Annotated in this window: 7 protein-coding genes; 5 read left to right on the forward strand and 2 right to left on the reverse strand. The window is 65.7% G+C overall.

The window, feature by feature from the left end; genetic code table 11:
• The first annotated feature begins 77 nt into the window (after positions 1 to 77).
• From RhoFasB10_RS00205 to RhoFasB10_RS00225, 5 genes are all read left to right on the forward strand, one after another.
• Positions 78 to 1049, forward strand: coding sequence for an ATP-binding cassette domain-containing protein (locus RhoFasB10_RS00205; RefSeq protein ID WP_167674599.1), 972 nt, complete (start codon positions 78 to 80; stop codon positions 1047 to 1049).
• Positions 1046 to 1879 carry an ABC transporter permease gene (locus RhoFasB10_RS00210; RefSeq protein WP_167674601.1) on the forward strand — a complete coding sequence of 278 codons (834 nt, stop codon included), beginning with the start codon at positions 1046 to 1048 and terminating at the stop codon, positions 1877 to 1879. Before RhoFasB10_RS00205 ends, RhoFasB10_RS00210 begins: the two co-directional genes overlap by 4 nt.
• A gap of 2 nt (positions 1880 to 1881) precedes the next feature.
• Positions 1882 to 2733, forward strand: a complete 852-nt coding sequence (locus RhoFasB10_RS00215) for an ABC transporter permease (RefSeq protein ID WP_068432334.1) — start codon at positions 1882 to 1884, stop codon at positions 2731 to 2733.
• 99 nt (positions 2734 to 2832) lie between these two features.
• The gene (locus RhoFasB10_RS00220; protein WP_167674603.1) at positions 2833 to 3723 is read left to right on the forward strand and encodes a glycosyltransferase; all 891 of its coding nucleotides are present in this window, start codon (positions 2833 to 2835) and stop codon (positions 3721 to 3723) included.
• A 92-nt stretch (positions 3724 to 3815) separates the two neighbouring features.
• Positions 3816 to 4778 carry an alpha/beta fold hydrolase gene (locus tag RhoFasB10_RS00225; RefSeq protein WP_240930799.1) on the forward strand — a complete coding sequence of 321 codons (963 nt, stop codon included), beginning with the start codon at positions 3816 to 3818 and terminating at the stop codon, positions 4776 to 4778.
• Here the strand turns inward: RhoFasB10_RS00225 and RhoFasB10_RS00230 are convergent.
• On the reverse strand, positions 4711 to 18609 hold the full coding sequence (locus tag RhoFasB10_RS00230; RefSeq protein WP_167674605.1) for a non-ribosomal peptide synthetase: 13899 nt from the start codon (positions 18607 to 18609) through the stop codon (positions 4711 to 4713). The genes RhoFasB10_RS00225 and RhoFasB10_RS00230 overlap by 68 nt on opposite strands.
• 190 nt (positions 18610 to 18799) lie before the next feature.
• Positions 18800 to 19819 (reverse strand): alpha/beta hydrolase family protein, encoded by a 1020-nt coding sequence (locus RhoFasB10_RS00235; RefSeq protein WP_167674745.1) that lies wholly within the window; start codon positions 19817 to 19819, stop codon positions 18800 to 18802.
• Positions 19820 to 19863 lie beyond the last annotated feature (44 nt).

Here is a 19863-nt window from a genome sequence, read left to right on the forward strand (position 1 = left end):
GGGTTCGCTGTGACCGCAGGTAACATCTCAGGGCGGAACTGCTCGACCCTCACTGTCCCCGACCGTACGGAGAATCGATGGCCTTGTCCGAGGACGCAGCTGTACTGGTGGAGGACGTCCACAAGTCTTTCGACGACGTCCACGCTCTCCGCGGGATCAGCTTCTCGGCCCCTCGCGGTTCGGTTCTGGGAATCCTCGGCCCCAACGGCGCAGGCAAGACGACGACGGTCAAGGTTCTGTCGACGTTGATCAGGCCCGACCGAGGGCGCGCTCTCGTCGCAGGGCACGACGTGTCCGCCGAGGCGCCTGCAGTTCGACGGTCGATCATGATGACCGGCCAGTACGCCGCACTCGACGACACGCTGTCCGGGCGCGAGAACATCGAGCTGTTCGGCCGTTTGATGGGGCTCGACAAGAAGGCATCCAAGGCTCGCGCCCAGGCCCTCCTCGAGGAGTTCGACCTGGTCCACACCGGAAAGCGTCCTGTGCGGGGCTACTCGGGCGGTATGCGTCGCCGTATCGACATCGCGTGCGGGCTTGTCGTTCGCCCCAAGGTCGTGTTCCTCGACGAGCCGACGACCGGTCTCGATCCCCGCTCCCGTCAGGGTGTGTGGTCGCTGGTCGAGGCTTTGAAGGCGCAGGGCATCACCGTTCTGCTGACGACGCAGTACCTCGAAGAGGCCGACGTGCTCAGCGACAACATCATCGTCATCGACAAGGGCACCGTCATCGCCGAAGGCACGTCGGACGAGTTGAAAGCGATGACCGGCGGCAACTTCTGTGAGGTCGTGCCGTTGGATCCCGATCAGCTGCCCGCCGTGGTGACGGTTCTAGGCGAGCTCGTCCCGGAGGCCGTCGCCAAGGATCTGACACCCGGTGTCGACCGGTTGTCGATTCCGGCTCCGGACGGCGCAGGCACGTTGTCGGAGGTCCTTCGACGGATCGACCAAGCGGGCATTCCCCTCGCCGACATCGCGTTGCGACGGCCGTCTCTCGACGACGTGTTCCTGACTCTGACCGGCCACACCAACCCGGTTCCGACGCCGTGACCACAGCCGAGAAAGATTCGCGATCCTCGGAGAGCGAGGCCGGCGGTGACCGCTCACGTCGACGGCGGTTCGAGCCGTCGGGTTTCGTCCAGTGGCGTGTCCTGACTGCGCGGACGGTGCGCACGATGGTCAAGAAGGGTGAACTGCTGGTCGCGGTCATCGCACCGCTGATCTTCACCATTGGCTTTTATCTGCCGCTGAAGTTCGTCATGCAGTTCCAGGGCATCGACTACGCCCAGTTCCTGATGCCGATCATCGTCCTGCAGGCCATGGCGTTCACCGCCATCTCGTCCGCGCAGCGTGCATCGACCGAGGCCTTGACGGGGTTGTCGACGCGGCTCAAGACGATGCCCGTCGTCATCGGCGCCCCGCTGATGGCCCGCATGACCAGCGCGTTCCTGCGGTCCACGGTGACGCTCACCGCCGCGCTGATCTACGGCCACGTCATCGGCTTCCGGTTCAGCGCAGGTCCACTGCAGGCCATCATGTTCGGTGCGACGGCTCTCGCCATCAGCACGGTGCTGTCGTTCGGCGCCGACGCGATCGGCACGTTGTCCAAGAGTCCGGAGGCGACGAGCCAGGCGCTGACGCTCCCCCAACTGATTCTCGGGATGGCGTCGACCGGCTTCGTTCCGGAGACCGGGTTCCCCGAATGGATACGACCGTTCGTCCGCAACCAGCCGATCTCTCAGTTCTCGGCCGCGATGCGAGACATGGCCGAAGGCGCCATCACGTTCTCGGTCATCCTGCCGGCGCTGCTGTGGATCATCGGATTGAGCGTCGTGCTGATTCCGCTCGCTCTGTGGGCGAGCCTGCGACGGAGAGAGTGAGCATGACCGACCTGCACCCGGCCCGTTCGACACCGACGTCGACCCTGGATTTCCCCGAGGTCGAACATCCGCTGCCCGAGTCCTCTCCCCGCGCGTTGTGGACGCACAGCCTGATTCAGTGCAAACGTCTGCTGATCCGGTGGTCGCGTGACCCGTCGACCATGATTCAGGCGATCCTGTACCCGGCGCTGATGCTGCTGATGTTCCGGGTCGTGCTCGGCAACTCGATCACGCTGGCCACGGGTCAGCCCGCGGTGTACGGACAGGTTCCGCTCATTGCGCTGATCGGCGCGATGTTCGGGTCGATCGTCAGTGCCGTCGGGCTCAAGGGCGAGCGGAACAGCGGTCTGTTGTCTCGCTTCTACACGCTGCCGACGCATCGGGCCGCTGGTCTGCTCGGACGCATGATGGCAGAGGCCGTGCGAGTTCTGGTCACGACTATCGTCATCGTTGCGATGGGATTCGTTCTCGGGTTCCGATTCAACAACGGCCTGCTGGCTGGAATCGGGTTGATTCTGCTGCCGATCGTGTTCGGTCTCGGCTTCGCGGTGATGGTGACGTTCCTCGCGACGGCCGCCGGAGACGCTCCGCTCGTCGAACTGGTGTCGATGCTGTGCACGCTGCTGCTGTTCTTCAATTCGGGCTTCGTACCCGTTGCGGCGTATCCCACCTGGCTACAGCCTGTCGTCGCGGCGCAGCCGATGTCGTGTGCGGTCGACGCGATGAGGGCTCTGGCGTTGGGCGGTCCCACCCTCGTCCCGGTGCTGCAGACGCTGGCGTGGTCGTTCGGTCTGGTGGCGGTGTTCCTCGTCCCGGCGATTCGCGGATATCGACGCGCTTCGTCGTCGGCCTGATGATCATGGTCGGCGTCGCACGAGTCGTACCGAACGGTTGTAGGGACTACAGTTCCGACTCGGACCCGCTCCCATCGACGGGCTGACTGCAGGAGTGCCATGTCCGAGGGTCGATCCCTTACCCCGCACGTAACCGTCGTCATCCCGACGAGGAACCCCATCCAATTGCTCGACGAGCAGTTGGACGGACTCGCGAAGCAGGATTATCCGGGAGCCTTCGACGTCGTGGTCTCGGACAACGGAGGCAGCGCGGACATGGCCGACCACGTCTCGAGCCATCGGCTGAAGGATGCGTTGACGCTGACCTACGTGGACTCGTCCGACGATTCCGGGGCGGCCCATGCCCGTAACCGAGGCGTCGAGGCCGCGACGGGCGACTTCCTCGCGTTCTGCGACGCGGACGACGTCGTACACCCCACATGGCTTCGTGAATTGGTGACCCTGGCGCAGCAGCACGATCTCGTGGGCACCGCCGTCGAGACGACCAGCCTGAATTCAGCGCGTGCCTTGTCCTGGACACCGACCACTCAGCCGGAGCGTCAGGGCAAATCCCCGTTCCTGCCGTTCGCCATCGGCGCGAGCCTCGGCTGTTGGACGTCCGTCTACCGCGATCTGGGCGGTATGGACAACCGCTATTCGACCAGCCAGGACGTCGAGTTCAGCTGGCGAGCGCAGCTGGCCGGGTACTCGCTGGGTTTCAGCAACGAGCAGCTCGTCGCCTATCGCCTCCGCGACGAGTTCAAGCCGCTGATCCGCCAGTCGTACCGACTCGGTTACGGCTTCGCGAAGCTACAAGGTGATTACCGCGACCGAGGCTGCCCGCCGGTGAAGGTCAGGCGGGTTCTGTACTGGTGGACGTTGCTGCTGTTGGGCAATCCGCTGGTCCCGAGGTTCGTCGTACGCGTCTCGCGCGGCCAGTGGGTCAGGGCGGTCGCCGCGCACACGGGCGAAGTGCGCGGCGGAATAAGGTACCGCACATTCGGGTGGTAGCAAGTTGATTTCTCCAACGTTTGCCGCAATCCTGGTGGGCGACCCCGACGAATCCCCACAAGGGCAACACAGGGAACGCAAAGGAGAAACAGTTGAGTTTTCGCGGTACGGCCCGTATTCGCAGGACCTACTCGCTACTCGCATCGTTGCTGCTTCTCCTCGGCGCCGGAGCACTGGTGACCGCGCCGAGCGCGGCCGCAAGTCCCCCACCGTTCGTCGACCAGATGGGTGTGCCTCCTGCGGGCTCGAACGATTGGTCGTGCACACCGTCACCTGAGCACCCTCGTCCGGTGGTTCTGATTCACGGCACCGACACTGACATGCAGGAGAGCTGGCCGACGCTGTCTCCCGAGCTGGCATCGCAGGGCTACTGTGTGTTCGCGCTCAACTACGGCGCGATGCCCGTCATGTGGGACCACAGCAGACTCGTCTGGGGCATCGACGACATCACGAAGTCCGCCGCCGAGCTCGACCGGTTCGTCGATTCGGTTCTGACCAGCACCGGCGCCTCCCAGGTCGATCTCATCGGTCACTCGCAGGGCGGAACCCTGGCGCGCCAGTACCTGAAGTTCAACGGCGGCGCCGACGCGGCCGACCCGGCTCGGAACAAGGTGCATCGCGTCATCACCCTCGGCGCCACGAATCACGGCACCAATTTCGCCGGTCTGCAGCAGCTCTACCTCGTCGGGGTTTCCCTCGGGCTACCGCGTGACGTGACGTCGCAGCTCATCTTCGGTGTGGCAGGCACTCAGCAGCTCATCGGTTCGCCGCTCCTCAAGCAGCTCAACGCAGGCAGCGAGGTCATGCCAGGTGTCGAATACACCGTCATCGCCACGCGCCACGACGCCGTCGTGACTCCTCCCGAGCGCACGTTCCTCGACGACGGCGGCAGCGGGCAGGTCACCAACGAATGGGTTCAGGACGTCTGCCCGGCGAACCAGGCGTCGCACATGGGACTGACGCGTGATCCCGACGTCGCCCACATGATCAGCACTGCCCTTGACCCCAGTTACGCCGAGACACACCCGCTGGTGTGTGCGGCGCCCGCTGAGTAGCCCAGGGACGGGCGGCGTCGGTCTCGATCACCGCATCCAGGTCGAGAATGTCGGGGTCCAATTCCGTCGCCGACGGCGCGAACAGATGCGTCACCCACAGCTGCTCGACGGTGTCCGCGACGCTACCGCCCGGCACCCCGACAGCGATCGAGGCGCCTGTCACGGACGCGGCGAGAACAGCGAATGCGTCCCACGCACGCGCGGCGGCGGACTCGTCCACGACGAGGATTCGAGACTCGTACGTCAGCTTCCAGGTATCCACCGCCGCGAGCGCTCGTGTCGCAACGTCGCCGTGGGTCAGTACGGTCTCGCCCAGCTCGTCGACGACGATCATCGCCGCGTCGTCGGCCAGCAGCGTGCGAGTTCGTGACGCGTAATCGACCGGCCTGCTCGACTGCCCGGCGATCGAGTCGGCGGTGACCGGATCCTCGAGAGCAATCGAGCCGCGTCGGGTGTCGGCGCCTGCGTGAACGACGAGCGTGTCCGCCGAGTCGGCGGGCCCTACGACGAGCGCAGCGCCCGCGGACCACACCGCCCACGCCGCGGTGACGGAAGCGATCGACATCGGCAGGTCGACGGCGACGCGGTCTCCCGGCCCGATTCCGCGCGCGACGAGGTATCGCGCCAGACGGGCTGCGCCTGCGGCGATCTCGGCGTAGCTCACCTCGGTCTCGTGGGTGACGACGGCGGGAGCGTCGGGTTCGGAATCGACGGCAGCCTCGATCGTCTGCGGGAGCAGACGGACGTTCCGACGCGGCGCGACGGCGGGTGCGTCGACGGCCGGCTCTGTCCGCTCGGCCTCGGTGCGCACGTCGATGTCGCCGACGACGGTGTCCGGTGACTCGGTCAGGACGCGCAGTACCCGCGTCAGCCGTTCCGCGAGGCTACGAACGGTGACGTGGTCGTAGACGTCCGTGGCGTAGACGATCGAGCAGGTGAGAGCGCTGGTGCCGTCCTCCCCTACGCCGTCGGAGAACACGAACTGCAGGTCGTAATTGGCCGTCTGGGTGCCCGAGGCGAGGCCCGAGATCGACAGTCCCGGCAGATCGAGCCACGAGGTTCCGTGATTCTGCAGTGCGACGACGACCTGGAAGAACGGTGTCCTCGATTCCGAGCGCGGTGGGTCGAGCAGTTCGACGATGCGCTCGAACGGCACGTCCGCGTGGGCGAAGGCGTCGAGATCGACCTCCCGTGCGCCCGTCAGGACGTCCGACACCGTGGCGTCGGCCGCGACGTCCGTACGCAGCACGAGCGTGTTCACGAACATGCCGACCACGTCGTCGAGTGCCGATTCGCCGCGCCCGGCCACCGGGGTGCCCACCGCGATGTCGTCGTTCCCCGACAGCCGTGCGAGCAGTACCGCGACGGCAGTGTGCAATGCCATGAACAACGTCGCGTTGTGGCTGCGCACCACCTCGTCGAGCGCGGTCAGCAAGGCCTTGCCGATCGCGAACTCATGGGTGGCACCGATACCCGTCGGTGCCCCCACACGCACCCAATCCGGCGTCGGACCGTCCTGCTCGGCAAGGCCGGCCAACGCGCTGCGCCAGAACGATTCCTGGGTCGCCACGATCGACGCCGGGTCGTCGGCGTCGCCGAGAACGTCCCGATGCCACAGCACGTAGTCGGCGTATTGCACGGTGAGAGGCGCCCATTCGGGTACGCGCCCTACCGCACGTGCCGCGTACGCAGCCATGAGGTCGCGTGTGAGTGGCCCCATCGAGAACCCGTCGGCCGCGATGTGATGGACGACGAGTACCAGGATGCGCTCGCTGCCGGACATCTCGAGCACACGCACGAGCAGCGGCACCGACGATGCGACGTCGAACGGGTGATCCACCAGCTGTCGCACACGATCCGCCGCGTCATCGGCGTCGACATGTTCGCGCCCGACGAGCGACAGGACGTCCGCGACGGGCAGTACTTCCTGAGTGCCGATGCCGTCGACGTCCGGGTACCGCGTCCGCAACGTTTCGTGACGAGCGATGACGTCGGTGATCGCAGACATCAGCGCGTCGACGTCGAGATCTCCGCTCATCCGAAGTGCCAGGGAGATGTTGTAGGCGGCCGACGTCGGATCCAGTCTGTTGGCCAGCCACATTCGACGCTGAGCGAGCGACAACGGGATGGTGTCCGGTCGCGTGCGTGCACCGAGCGCTGGCCGATCGTCGTCGCCGACGGCCGTCTCGAGTCTGGCCGCGAGCTCGGCGACCGTGGACGCCTCGAACAGGGTGCGCACGTCGACGCGTGAGTCCAGCGCCGCACCGAGCCTCGACACGACGCGGGTCGCGATCAGCGAGTTGCCGCCCAGGGCGAAGAAATCGTCGTCGGCTCCGACGCGCTGCCGCCCGAGGACGTCCGCGAAGACGTCGGCCACGACTTCCTCGATCGGATTCGACGGTGCCCGGAAGGCGGTTTCGACGAGAACCGGCGCGGGCAGCGCCGACCGATCCAGCTTTCCGTTGACTGTCAGTGGTATCGATTCCACCGCGACGAACGCCGACGGCACCATGTAGTCCGGCACCCAGGTGCCGACGCCTCGACGAAGATTCTCCGGTTCCAGCTCCTCGTTCTCGCCGAGCACGACGTAGGCGACGAGCTGCACACCGGCCGGTGAGTCCTCACGCAGGACGACGGCCACCGACGCCACCGACGGCTGCGCCGCGACCGCCGCTTCGACCTCGCCGATCTCGATTCGGAATCCCCGCACCTTGACCTGATCGTCGGTACGTCCGAGATACTCGAGCTCGCCGGTCGACTCCGCCCGACGCCATCGAGCCCGGTCACCGGTTCGGTAGAGCACTCCGCCGTCACCGTCGAACGGGTCCGCGACGAAGCGCGTCGCCGTCAGCCCGGAGCGCCCGACGTACCCACGTGCGGCCTGTCCACCCGAGACGTAGAGCTCGCCCGCGACGCCGATCGGCACCGGACGCAACCGTCGGTCCAGGACGTACATGCGCAGCCCGGGAATCGGTACCCCGATCATCGACGCCGACCGCGTGTCGTGCGCGGTGATCCGGCGGATCGACACGTGCACCGTGGTCTCGGTGATGCCGTACATGTTGATCAGCGCGGGCCCGACGCGTCCGTCGGCGTCCTCGGTGCCGTCTCCGTGGCGCTCGATCCAGTTCTGCAGGCGACGCGGTTCGAGCGCCTCGCCGCCGAACACGATGTAGCGCAGTGCAAGTGGGACCGCGGGCAGGACCCGATCGACCTCGGCGAGTTGGTGGAACGCGGACGGCGTCTGATTCAGGACGGTGACCTTCTCGGTGGCCAGCAGCTCACGGAAGGCTTCCGGGGAACGGGACGTGAAGTAGTCGACGACGACGAGCGTGCCGCCGTGCAGCAACGGTCCCCACATCTCCCACACGGAGAAGTCGAACGCGTAGGAATGGAACATGGTCCACACGTCGTTCTCGTCGAACCGGAACGCCGCGGATGTCCCGGCGAACAGCCGCAGCACGTTGTCGTGCGTGACGACGACGCCTTTCGGTCGTCCCGTGGAACCCGACGTGTAGATGACGTAGGCGGTGTTGCCCGACGACACCGGCACCCGCACCTCGCCCCGGACGGCTCCGTCGGTCTCCGGTGTCGATTCCGACGGATCGATCACCGGCAACGTTCCGAAGTCGAGATCGTCACCGGATGCGACGACGGCGACGGGCCGGGCGTCGTCGAGTATGAAATCGATGCGTTCCCTCGGGTACGACGGGTCGACCGGCAGGTATCCCGCTCCGGACGTCACGACGGCGAGAAGCGCGACGACCAGATCGATCGATCGCGGAAGTGCCACTGCCACCAGTGTTTCCGGTCGTGCGCCCGCAGCTTTCAGACGACGTGCGAGTACATGCACTCGGTGGAGAAGTTCGGCGTACGAGCAGGATTCGTCGCCGTGACGAACCGCAACGCGGTCCGGACAGCGCGTCGCCGCCGTTTCGAACGCCTCGGCCAGCGTCGCCGAGACCGGTAGCTCCTCCGGTCCCGAAATGCTCCAACGGTTCACGATGATGTCGAGCTCGTCGGGCGGGGTGAGGTCGACGTCACCGACCACCGTGTCCGGCTTCTCGACGAATGCGGTGAGCAGCCGCACGAAAGCCGAGGCCCAGCCCCGAACCGTCACGTCGTCGAACAGGTCCGTCGCATAGGTGAATTCGACAGCCCATCCGTCGACGTCGCCGCCCGAACCATACGCGTCGGCAACGGTCACCTGCAGGTCGAACTTGGCTGCGATGGCATCGAACTCCATGCCGCTGACGGTCAGATTCGGCAACTCCAGCAGAGTGGTCGCCAGATTCTGGAACGTCAGCATCACCTGGAACAGCGGGTGCCGTCCGCGCGAACGATTCGGATCGAGAACTTCGACGAGCTTCTCGAACGGTATGTCCGCGTGAGCGAATGCCGACAGGTCGTTCTCCCGCACCTCGTCGAGCACGTCCTCGAAGGATGCGCCCGTGTCGACGCGGGTCCGCAGGACGAGTGTGTTGACGAACATGCCGATCATGTCGTCGAGTTCGGACTCGCCGCGTCCGGCCACCGGTGTGCCGACGGCAATGTCGTCCGACGCGGACAACCGTGCCAGCAGTACGGCCAGCGCGGAATGCACGACCATGAACGGCGTCGCGCCTGCAGCATGCGCGACGTCGGTGACCCGGCGACGTACCTCGGCGTCGATCGACACCGTCACCACTGCGCCCGTGTGCGATTCCGTCGTGGGGCGCGGGCGATCGGCCGGGAGTTCGATCTCGTCGGGAAGGTCGGCGAGTTGGCGTGTCCAGTAGTCGATCTGGGTCGACGTGATCGACGACGGGTCGTCTTCCGAGCCGAGCACTTCGCGTTGCCACAATGCGTAGTCGGCGTACTGGATCGCCGGACGTTCCCACCCGGGATCCTGCCCGATCACCCGTGCCGCGTAGGCGCGCACGAGATCCCGGGTCAGGGGCCCGATCGAATAGCCGTCCACCGAGATGTGGTGGGCGACGACGACGAGCACATGCATTGTCGGCGATTCGCGGAACAGCGTCGCTCGGACGGGAACGGCCGCAGTGATGTCGAACGGTGCGCCGACCAGCTCGAGGACCCGAGCGGAGACCGTCGCGGAATCGATGTCCTCCATGTGCAGCACGACGGAACTGTCCGACACCGGCTCGATGACCTGGTACCCGACCCCGGCGATGTCGGGGTACACCGTGCGCAGTATGTCGTGCCGAGCGGTCACGTCGTGGAACGCCGAGGTGAACGCATCGACGTCGAGTTCTCCGGCGAGCCGAATCGTCACCGGTACGTTGTGGGCGGCGGACTCGGGGTCGAGTCGACCCAGAAACCACATGCGTTGCTGCGCAAGCGACAACGGGACGGGTGCGTGTACGTCTCGTCGAACGTGAACGGGTACGCGGTGCGCCGGTTCGGTGTGCATTTCGATGCGCGCGGCGAGGGCTTCGACGCCGGGAGATTCGAAGACCGATCTGAGCGAGACGTCCGCGTTCAGCGCCGAGGACAACCGCGCGACGACGCGCGTCGCCGTCAGCGAATTGCCGCCCAGCGAGAAGAAGTCGTCGTCCAGACCCACCTGCTCGGCGCCGAGCAGGTCGGCGAACGTCGCCGCGACGACTTCCTCGATCGGCGTGGACGGCGGCCGGAAGGCCTTGACCTCGAAGATCGGTCGCGGAAGCGCACGTCGATCCAGTTTGCCGGTCGGCCCGACCGGCAGCGTCTCGACGACCATCACCGACGTGGGCACCATGTAGTCGGGCACTCCGCGGGTCGCCGTACGACGCACCTCGACCGGGTCCACGACACGTCCTGGATTCGGGACGACGTACGCGACGAGGATGTCACCGACAGTGGCGTCCGTGCGCAGTACCACGACGGCTTGGCCGACGCCGTCGTGCGCGAGCACCGCCGCTTCGATCTCGCCCAGTTCGATGCGCTGGCCACGGAGCTTGACCTGGAAATCGCGTCGGCCGAAGTATTCGAGTTCGCCGTGCGGATTCCACCGTGCGAGATCGCCGGTGCGGTACATCCGAGAACCCTTGGCGGAGAACGGATCGGCGACGAATCGATCGGCGCTGAGCTCCGGGCGTCCGACGTAGCCTCGCGCCAACTGCACTCCGGCGACGTACAGTTCGCCGACCACTCCCGGTGGCACCGGGTGCAATCGACCGTCGAGCACGAAGCATCGGGTGTTCGACACGGGCCGTCCGATGGGCACGGCCACGACGTCGGACGGCACGAACTCGTGATACGTCACGTCGACCGCGGTCTCGGTCGGGCCGTACAGATTGACCACACGAGTCGACGGCAGTAGCTCCCGTGCGGTTCCCGCCGTGGCCGCCGGAAGCGCCTCACCGGATGCGAACACCCAGCGTAGCGACGTGACGGCGTCGACGGCAGGTCCGGCGAGAAACACCGCAAGCATCGACGGAACGAAATGCGCGACGGTGACCGACTCTTCGGCGAACAATCCAGCCAGGTAGGCCGGGTCGCGATGGCCGTCGGGCCTTGCGACGACGAGTTCGGCTCCGATCTGCAGCGGCCAGAACAATTCCCACACCGACACGTCGAATGTCACCGGCGTCTTCTGCACCACGACATCGTCGACGCGAAGCCGGTACTCGGCCTGCATCCAGGACAATCGATTCACGATCGCACGATGGTCGACGACGACGCCCTTCGGTCGCCCGGTCGATCCGGACGTGAACAAGACGTAGGCGGGATGGCGCGGTCGCAGCGGCGCAGTCCGTTCCTCGTCCGTCACCGGTGCACCGGACATGCCGCTCAGGTCGACGGTATCGACGTCGACGCGCCGGATCCCCGGCGGGACGACGTCGTTCGAGGCCGCCAACACCACGGACACGCTCGCGGCGCCCAGTACGTAGTCGACTCGATCGGCCGGCTGGGTCGAATCCACGGGAACGTACGCACCTCCCGCCGTCACCACTGCGTAGATCGCGACCAGCATGTCGATCGAACGCGGAAGAGTCACTGCGACAGCGGATTCCGGTCCGACACCCTCTCCGATCAGAACGCGGGCGAGCTGGTTCACCCGAGAACCGAACTGCGCGTAACTGATCGACTCGCCCGAACAGGTGAGCGCAACGGCGTCCGGCGTCGCCTGCACCCGCTCGGAGAACCGGTCGAGGAGCAATTCGTCAGCCGACGCCACGTCGGTGGCGTTCCATTCCCGCAGGACCAACTGCTGCTCGTGGTCGTCGACGACGTCGATGTCACCGACGATCGTCGACGGGTCGTTCACGATGGTCCGAAGAATCTGCAGGAACCGCCGTGCCATGCGCACCACTGTCGGTTCGTCGAACAGGTCGGTGAGGTACAGGAACTGTGCCAACATGCCGATCGGCTCACCCGACGCGTCGAACTCCTCCGACATCGTCAGGTACAGATCGAATTTGGCGAGCCCCGTCTCGAGTTCGACGCCTGCCGCACTGAGGCCGGGAAGTTCGACGGTGGTGCGCTCGAGGTTCTGGAATGCGAGCATCACCTGGAACAGCGGTTGGCGCGCCGTCGATCGAGGTGGGTCCAGAATCTCGACCAGCCTCTCGAACGGAATGTCGGCGTGTGCGAAGGCGTCGAGATCGACGTCGCGGACGGAACTCAACAGGTCGGAGATCGCCATGCCCGACGGCACGGCGGTGCGCAGCACGAGCGTGTTGACGAACATGCCGATCACGTCGTCCAGCGCCCGCTCACCGCGTCCGGCGATGGGAGTGCCGATCGCGATGTCGTCACTTCCCGACAACCGCGCCAGCGTGATCGCGAACGCAGCGTGCACGATCATGAACGGCGTGCATCCGACCTCGAGCCCGAGGGCGACGATCGATCTGTGCAGCGCCGCGTCGATGCCGAAGGCGTGGATGCCTCCATGCTCGGTGAGAGTGACCGGACGTGGGCGATCGGTCGGTAGGTCGAGCTGTTCGGGGATCCCGTCGAGAGCCCGCTTCCAGAACGCGATCTGCGTACTCATGATGGAGTTCGGATCCGATTCGTCACCGAGCATGTCTCGTTGCCACACAGCGTAATCCGCATACTGGACCGACAGGTTCTGCCACTGCGGCGCTCGACCACCGATGCGCGCGGCGTAGGCCGTCACGATGTCCCGCATCAGCGGTCCCATCGAGAAGCCGTCGGCGGCGATGTGATGCACGACAACAGCGAGAATGTCCTCGGTCTCGCTCATCCGGTACAGGTGGGCACGGAACGGCGGTTCGTTCGCCAGGTCGAACCCGCGGACGACGAGCAGCCGGATGTCCTGCAGCGCATCCCCTTCGGTGCACTCGGCCACGCCGAGCGTGAACTTCGACGACGACAGCGGAAGCACCACCTGATGACCGACGCCGTCGACGTCGGGATAGACGGTGCGCAACGACTCGTGGCGTCCGCGCACGTCGTCGATCGCCGACCCGAGTGCATCCGCATCGATTCCACCGCGGAGCCTGACGACGATGGGAATGTTGTAGGCCGCGGAGTTCGGATCGAACCTGTCGAGGAACCACATGCGTTGCTGCGCAAGGGACAACGGAACGCGACGCGGTCGTCGACCGGCACGAAGCGGCACTCGACCGCCGCTTCCGACGCTGCCATGCAGGAGTGCCGCCAGGCCCTCGACCGTGGAGACGTCGAAGATGGCTCTGACCGGCACCTGGGCATCGAGGGCAGCACCGAGCCGGGACACCACCTGCGTCGCGACCAACGAATTGCCGCCGAGCGCGAAGAAGTCGTCGTCCAGACCCACGCGCGGTACACCGAGTATCTCCTCGAACACGCGAGCGACCGCGACCTCGGTGTCCGTCGTCGGTTCGCGGAATTGCCGGACCTCGAACACGGGATTCGGCAACGCCTTTCGGTCGAGCTTGCCCGACGGCCCGAGCGGCAACTCGTCGAGCACCAGGATCACCGCGGGGACCATGTACTCCGGTACCGACCGGCCCGCCGACGCGCGCAGCGCATCGACGTCGATCGAACGATCCACTGCTGCGACGACATACCCGACCAACCGATCGCCGCGGACCTGGACGACGGCCTGTGCAACAGCGTCGTCGGTCAACAGCGCCGACTCGATCTCCCCCAACTCGATACGCAGACCACGCAACTTCACCTGGAAATCACTACGACCGATGTACTCGAGTTCGCCCGACGCAGTCCAGCGCACCAGGTCCCCGGTCCGATACAACCGACCACCCACATCGAACGGATCCGCCACGAACCGATCCGCCGACAAATCCGGACGACCGTAATACCCGCGCGCCAACTGCACACCCGCCAGATACAACTCACCCACCATGCCCACCGACACCGCACGCAGCCGGCCATCGAGCACATACACCCGCGTGTTGAACACCGGCCGCCCGATCGGAACAACAGCAACATCATCCGAGGTGTACTCGTGGAACGTCACATCCACCGCAGCCTCGGTCGGACCATACAAATTCACCAACCGCGCCGACGGAAGCACCGCCGCGAACGACCGCGCCGTCGCCACCGGCAACGCCTCACCAGAGGCGAACACCCACCGCAGACCCGACGCCTCGGCTGCCGACGGCTCCCCCGCGAACACCGCCAACATCGACGGCACGAAATGCGCCACCGACACCCGCTCATCCCGCATCAACGACGCCAAATACACCGGATCCCGATGACCATCCGGCCGCGCCACCACCAACCGCGCACCGACCTGCAACGGCCAGAACAACTCCCACACCGACACATCGAACGTCACCGGCGTCTTCTGAACGACGACATCGGAATCGGTCAGCGCGTACTCCGCCTGCATCCACACCAGACGATTCACGATCGCCGCATGGCTGATTGCCACACCCTTCGGCCGACCCGTCGACCCCGACGTGAACAACACATACGCCACATTCGACGCCGCCAACGGCGACACCCGATCCACATCCGACACCGGACCACCGGCAAACCCACCGAGCTCCACACGATCCAACTCGACGACATCCACGCCATCAGCGGCGAAGCCATCCCGCGACGTCGACAACACCGTCGACACCCCGGCCGTCTCCAGAATGTAAGCCACCCGCTCGCCAGGCTGATCCGGATCCACCGGCACATACCCCGCACCAGCCTTGATCACGCCATACAAACCGACCATCAAATCCAACGACCGACGCATCGCCACAGCCACCAACGACTCCGGACCCACACCCCGCGAAATCAAATATCTCGCAACACGATTCGCCCGAGCATCGAACTCCGCGTACGACAGCGACTCACCCTCGAACACCAACGCCACCGCATCCGGCGACGCCGCGACCTGCGCATCGAACAACGACACCAACGTCGCCGCCGAATCCACCACGCGTGCAGTGTCGTTCACCCCAGCCAACAACACCCGCTCAGCATCGTCGACAAGATCGATGTCACCGACCCGCACCGTCGCGTCGGATGCCACTGCAGCAAGTATCCGCACGAATCGGCGACCGATCAGTTCGACGGTCGACGCGTCGAAGATGTCGGTCGCGTACGTGATGCCGATCGACAGGCCGGTGCTCTGCTCGACCACGGTGCTGCGCTCGACAACGGAGAACTCGAGGTCGACTTTGGCTGTCGCGACGTCGGTTTCGAGCGCACGCGCGGTGAGACCGTCGAGCTGCAGGTCGATGTCACCGACGTCACCGAAGGTCAGCATCACCTGGTACAGCGGATGTCGTGACGTCTCCCGCGGCGGGTCCACCAGTTCCACGACGCGTTCGAACGGCACATCCGCGTGCGTGAACGCGGCGAGATCCACTTCGCGTGCATGCCCCACGAGTTCACCGAAGTGCGACACCCCGTCGACCTGGGTCCGTAGGACCAGTGTGTTGACGAACATCCCGATGACGTCGTCGAGAACGGCCTCGCCGCGACCGGCCACCGGCGTTCCGATCGCGATGTCGCCGGTGCCGGACAGCCGTGCCAGCAGGACTGCCAACGCCGCGTGCACCACCATGAACACGGTGACTCCGTGCTCGCGGGCGATCGACACGAGCCCGGCGTGAGTCGCCGCGTCGACCATCGTCGTGTGCCGCGCGCCGGCTCCGGAAGTAATCGGCGGATGACGCCGATCCGTCGGCAACTGCAGCTGGTCGGGTCGTTCGGCAAGCGTGTCGATCCAGTAGCGCTCCTGGACCGCAATCGGCGACGCGGGCTCCTCCGACAGCCCGAGTACCTCTCGTTGCCACAGCGTGTAGTCCGCGTACTGCACCGGCAGAGGCTGCCACCCGGGTGCGTGACCGGCGCTACGCGCGGCGTAGGCCTCCATGATGTCGCGTGTCAGCGGAATCATCGAGAACCCGTCCGCCGCAATGTGATGCACGGCCACGACGAGTACGTGCTCGCGTGCGTCGATCTGCAACAGTCGAACTCGCAACGGCGGGGCGGCGGTGATGTCGAAGGGTTCGGTCACCGCAGTCACGATGTGACGTCGGAGGTCGGCGACGTCGACCGACGATGCACGCCAATCGATGTCGATGTCCGAGGCCGCGTGGACAAGCTGGTACCCGATGCCGTCCTGCTCGGGATAGGTCGTCCGAAGTGACGCATGCCGTCTGATCACGTCACCGACCGCGTTCTCGAGTGCCCATTCGCGAAGGTCTCCGCTGAGCCGTAGAGCGACCGAGATGGTGTTCACGGACGACCCTGGATCGAGACGATTCAGAAACCACATGCGTTGCTGCGCCAACGACAGCGGTATCCGCTCCGGCCATGTGCGCGGTGAGAGAACCGAGTCGGGCGACCGACCTGCTGGTTCGGCGTCGTCGATCAGGCGAGCCCACTCGGCCACCGTCGACGCGTCGAAGAATTCTCGAACTCCGATCCGGACTCCGAACCGACTGTTCAGCCGCGCAACGACCCGCGTGGCACTGAGGGAATTGCCGCCGAGTGCGAAGTAGTCGTCGGTGCGTCCGACTCGACGCACGCCGAGAATCTCCGAGAACACCGCGGCGACAGCACTTTCGGTATCGCCGACGGGTTCTGCGAATTCTTCGCGTTGTTCCGACGGTTCCGGCAAGGCCGCGCGGTCGAGCTTTCCCGACGTCCCGACGGGCATCCGGTCCAGAACCACCAGCTGCGACGGCACCATGTACGCCGGCAGCGTGTGTCGCAGTTCCGCCCGTAGCGCGTCGACGTCGAAGTCCGATTCTGCTCGACGAGACGGGACCACGTACCCGACGAGTCGATCACCACGAACGACGGCAGCGCTGTCCGCGACATAGTCGTGCGCCTGCAGAACGGCTTCGATCTCTCCGAGCTCGATACGGAGCCCTCGGAGCTTGACCTGGAAGTCGGTCCGACCGAGATAGATCAATTCGCCGCCGGCGGTTCGTCTGACGAGGTCGCCGGTGCGGTACATCCTCTCGCCCGGACGGAACGGATCGGCGACGAATCGTTCGGCTGTTCTCGCGGGCGCGGACAGATAGCCACGCGCGAGTTGCACTCCGGCGATGTACAACTCGCCGACGACGTCAGGCGGCACACGGCCGAGCCCGGCGTCGAGGACGTACAGTTCGGTGTCGTCGACTGCCGTACCGATAGGCACGACCACGTCGTCGACGTCGGTCACCTCGTGATGCGTGACGTCGACGGCTGCTTCCGTCGGGCCGTACAGATTGTGCAGTGCTGCAGCGTGTTCGACGCGGAATCGAGCCGCAGTCGCGGCCGGTAGCTCCTCGCCCGACGCGAACACGTAGCGCAGCGTCGGCAATTCACTCGTCGTCGGCGCGTCGACGAAGGCCGCGAGCATGGACGGCACGAAATGCACGACCGTCACGCTCGACCGACGAACGATGTCGGCGAGATGGTCCGGATCCCCGTGCGCCCCCGGGTCTGCGAGCACCAGACGGGCGCCCACCTGCAGCGGCCAGAAGAATTCCCACACCGACACGTCGAACGTGAACGGCGTCTTCTGCAGGACGACGTCGTCCTCGGTGAGTACGTAGCGGCGTTGACGCCAGGCGATATTGGCCAGAATCGCCCGGTGTGATACGGCGACGCCCTTGGGGCGGCCGGTGGATCCGGACGTGAACAGCACGTAGGCCAAGTCGTCGGGACTAGCCTGCCCCGCCATGCCGTCGTCGTCTCGGTCGACGTCGACGTCGATGTCGATGTCGATGTCGATGTCGATGTCGTCGATCGTCAGCGTCTCGGCCTGCAGTCCGGGGGCGATCCTGCTGTCGGTCAGCACGACGACCGGCGTGGCCACCGACAGCACGTACGCGAGTCGGTCGACCGGATGGTCGGGGTCGAGTGCAACGTAGGCCGCGCCGGTCTTCAGGATCGCGTACATGCCGACGACGAGATCGACGGATCGGTGGAGGGCCAGTCCGACGGTGGTGTCGGCCCGCGCACCGTGGGCACGGAGCGTCTGCGCGACAACGGTTGCCCGACGGTTCAGCTCGGCGTAGGTGAGTGCGTCTGCGCGATGCTCGACGGCAATACGGTCCGGAGTGAGTGCGACGCGCGCTTCGAATGCCTCGATCAGTGTCCGCGGCCTGTCGTTCGGTTGCGGCGCCGGATCGAGACCGAGAACGTCGGCCGCCGTCACGAGCAACGCATCCACTGCACGCTCGAGCGCGCCGCCATCGGTCGACGCACTGTCGGGAGCCAGCGCGGACAAGACCAGAGGTACGAGTGATTCGGGTCCGAGGACGCCGCCCATGGCCTCGTCGAGAGCACGCAACTCGGAGTCGACGCGGGCGAGCGTAGGACTGACGTCGCCCAATGTCACGGCCGTGCGATCGGGTGCGACCTGCGCCGCGCGCGCGATCAGTGACGGGACGTCGCTGATCGACAGCACACCGGCAGGTGGTCGATCGTCAGCCACGCGACAGTCCTCTCATCCCCATTCTCGACGGCAACGAACAGACGATGTGCCGAGACCGGTTCGGGCTGTACGTCGATGCTGAGCTATCGGATGGTGCGCCGTCGGGCGACGGCAAACTCCAGGCTACTGAAACAAATGCCTCCCTCCAGTTCGGAGGGAGGCATTTGTGAAAATTCTCGAGCGGTGTCCGTCAGATTCCGAGCGCGCGCGCGAGCACGGGCCACGAGTTCTTCAGGTCGTCATCCCAGTAACCCCACGAGTGCGTGCCACTGTCACGGAAGTTGTACGTGGCCGGGATACCGAGCTGGTTGAGCTTGTTCTGCAGATTGTGCGAGCAGTAGTTGGTCGCGGCCTCGATGACACCGCCGACGATGATCTGGTTGGCCAGGGTGGGCACTCGGCCGTTGATGTCCGGGCCGTTCAGGTTGTCGTACATGCCAGGCAAGCCGTTGCCGTTGGAGATGTACAGATCCAGCCCACGCAGCTTCTCTGCGTTGACGTACGGATCGTTCTCGGCCCACATCGGGTCGTTGTCCGGCCCGTACATGTTGAGGGTGCTGCCGCCGCCGTACAGCTCGACGACCTGCTTGACGAAGGTCTGGCCGATCGGGTCGGACGTCTGCGCGCAGCCACTGTACGCAGCGACACCGCGGTAGAGGTCTGGCTTGGCGATCGCGAGCTGCAGGACGGAGGTGCCCGACGAGGACAGTCCGGCGATGGCATTGACGCCGTTGGTTCCGAGGGCCGCGTCGACCAACGGCGGGATCTCCTCGGTCAGGAACGTCTTCCACTTGTTGACACCGAGGACGGGGTCGGCCTGCTTCCAGTCGGTGTAGTAGCTCCACTTTCCACCGATCGGCGAGACGACGTTGATGTTCTTGTCGCCGAAGAACTCGTACGCGTCCGTGCGCGCTCGCCAGGTGGCGGAATCCTCGCCGCCACCAGCTCCGTTCAACATGTAGAGCGTCGGTCGAGGAACGCTCGTGTCACCGGGACGCAGAACGTCGAGCGGGATCTCCTCGTCCATCGCGGCCGAGTAGACGTACATCGTCAGCTCTCGGTCGTTCTTGGTCTCGATGCGGGTGACCTTGGAACCGTCGGCAGACGTCGCGGATACCAGAGGCGCAGCGTTGTCGACGACGGGATCGGCGGACGCCGTCCCTGCAAGGCCCGCGAAGGGCACCACCAGTGCGACGGACACGACCGCCATCCGTGTGAACACGGAGGACAACGTGCGCGGCTTCGTTCGACGCA

Origin of the sequence: Rhodococcus sp. B10 (assembly GCF_011770055.1) — a bacterium.
Taxonomy (GTDB): Bacteria; Actinomycetota; Actinomycetes; order Mycobacteriales; family Mycobacteriaceae; genus Rhodococcoides; species Rhodococcoides kyotonensis_B.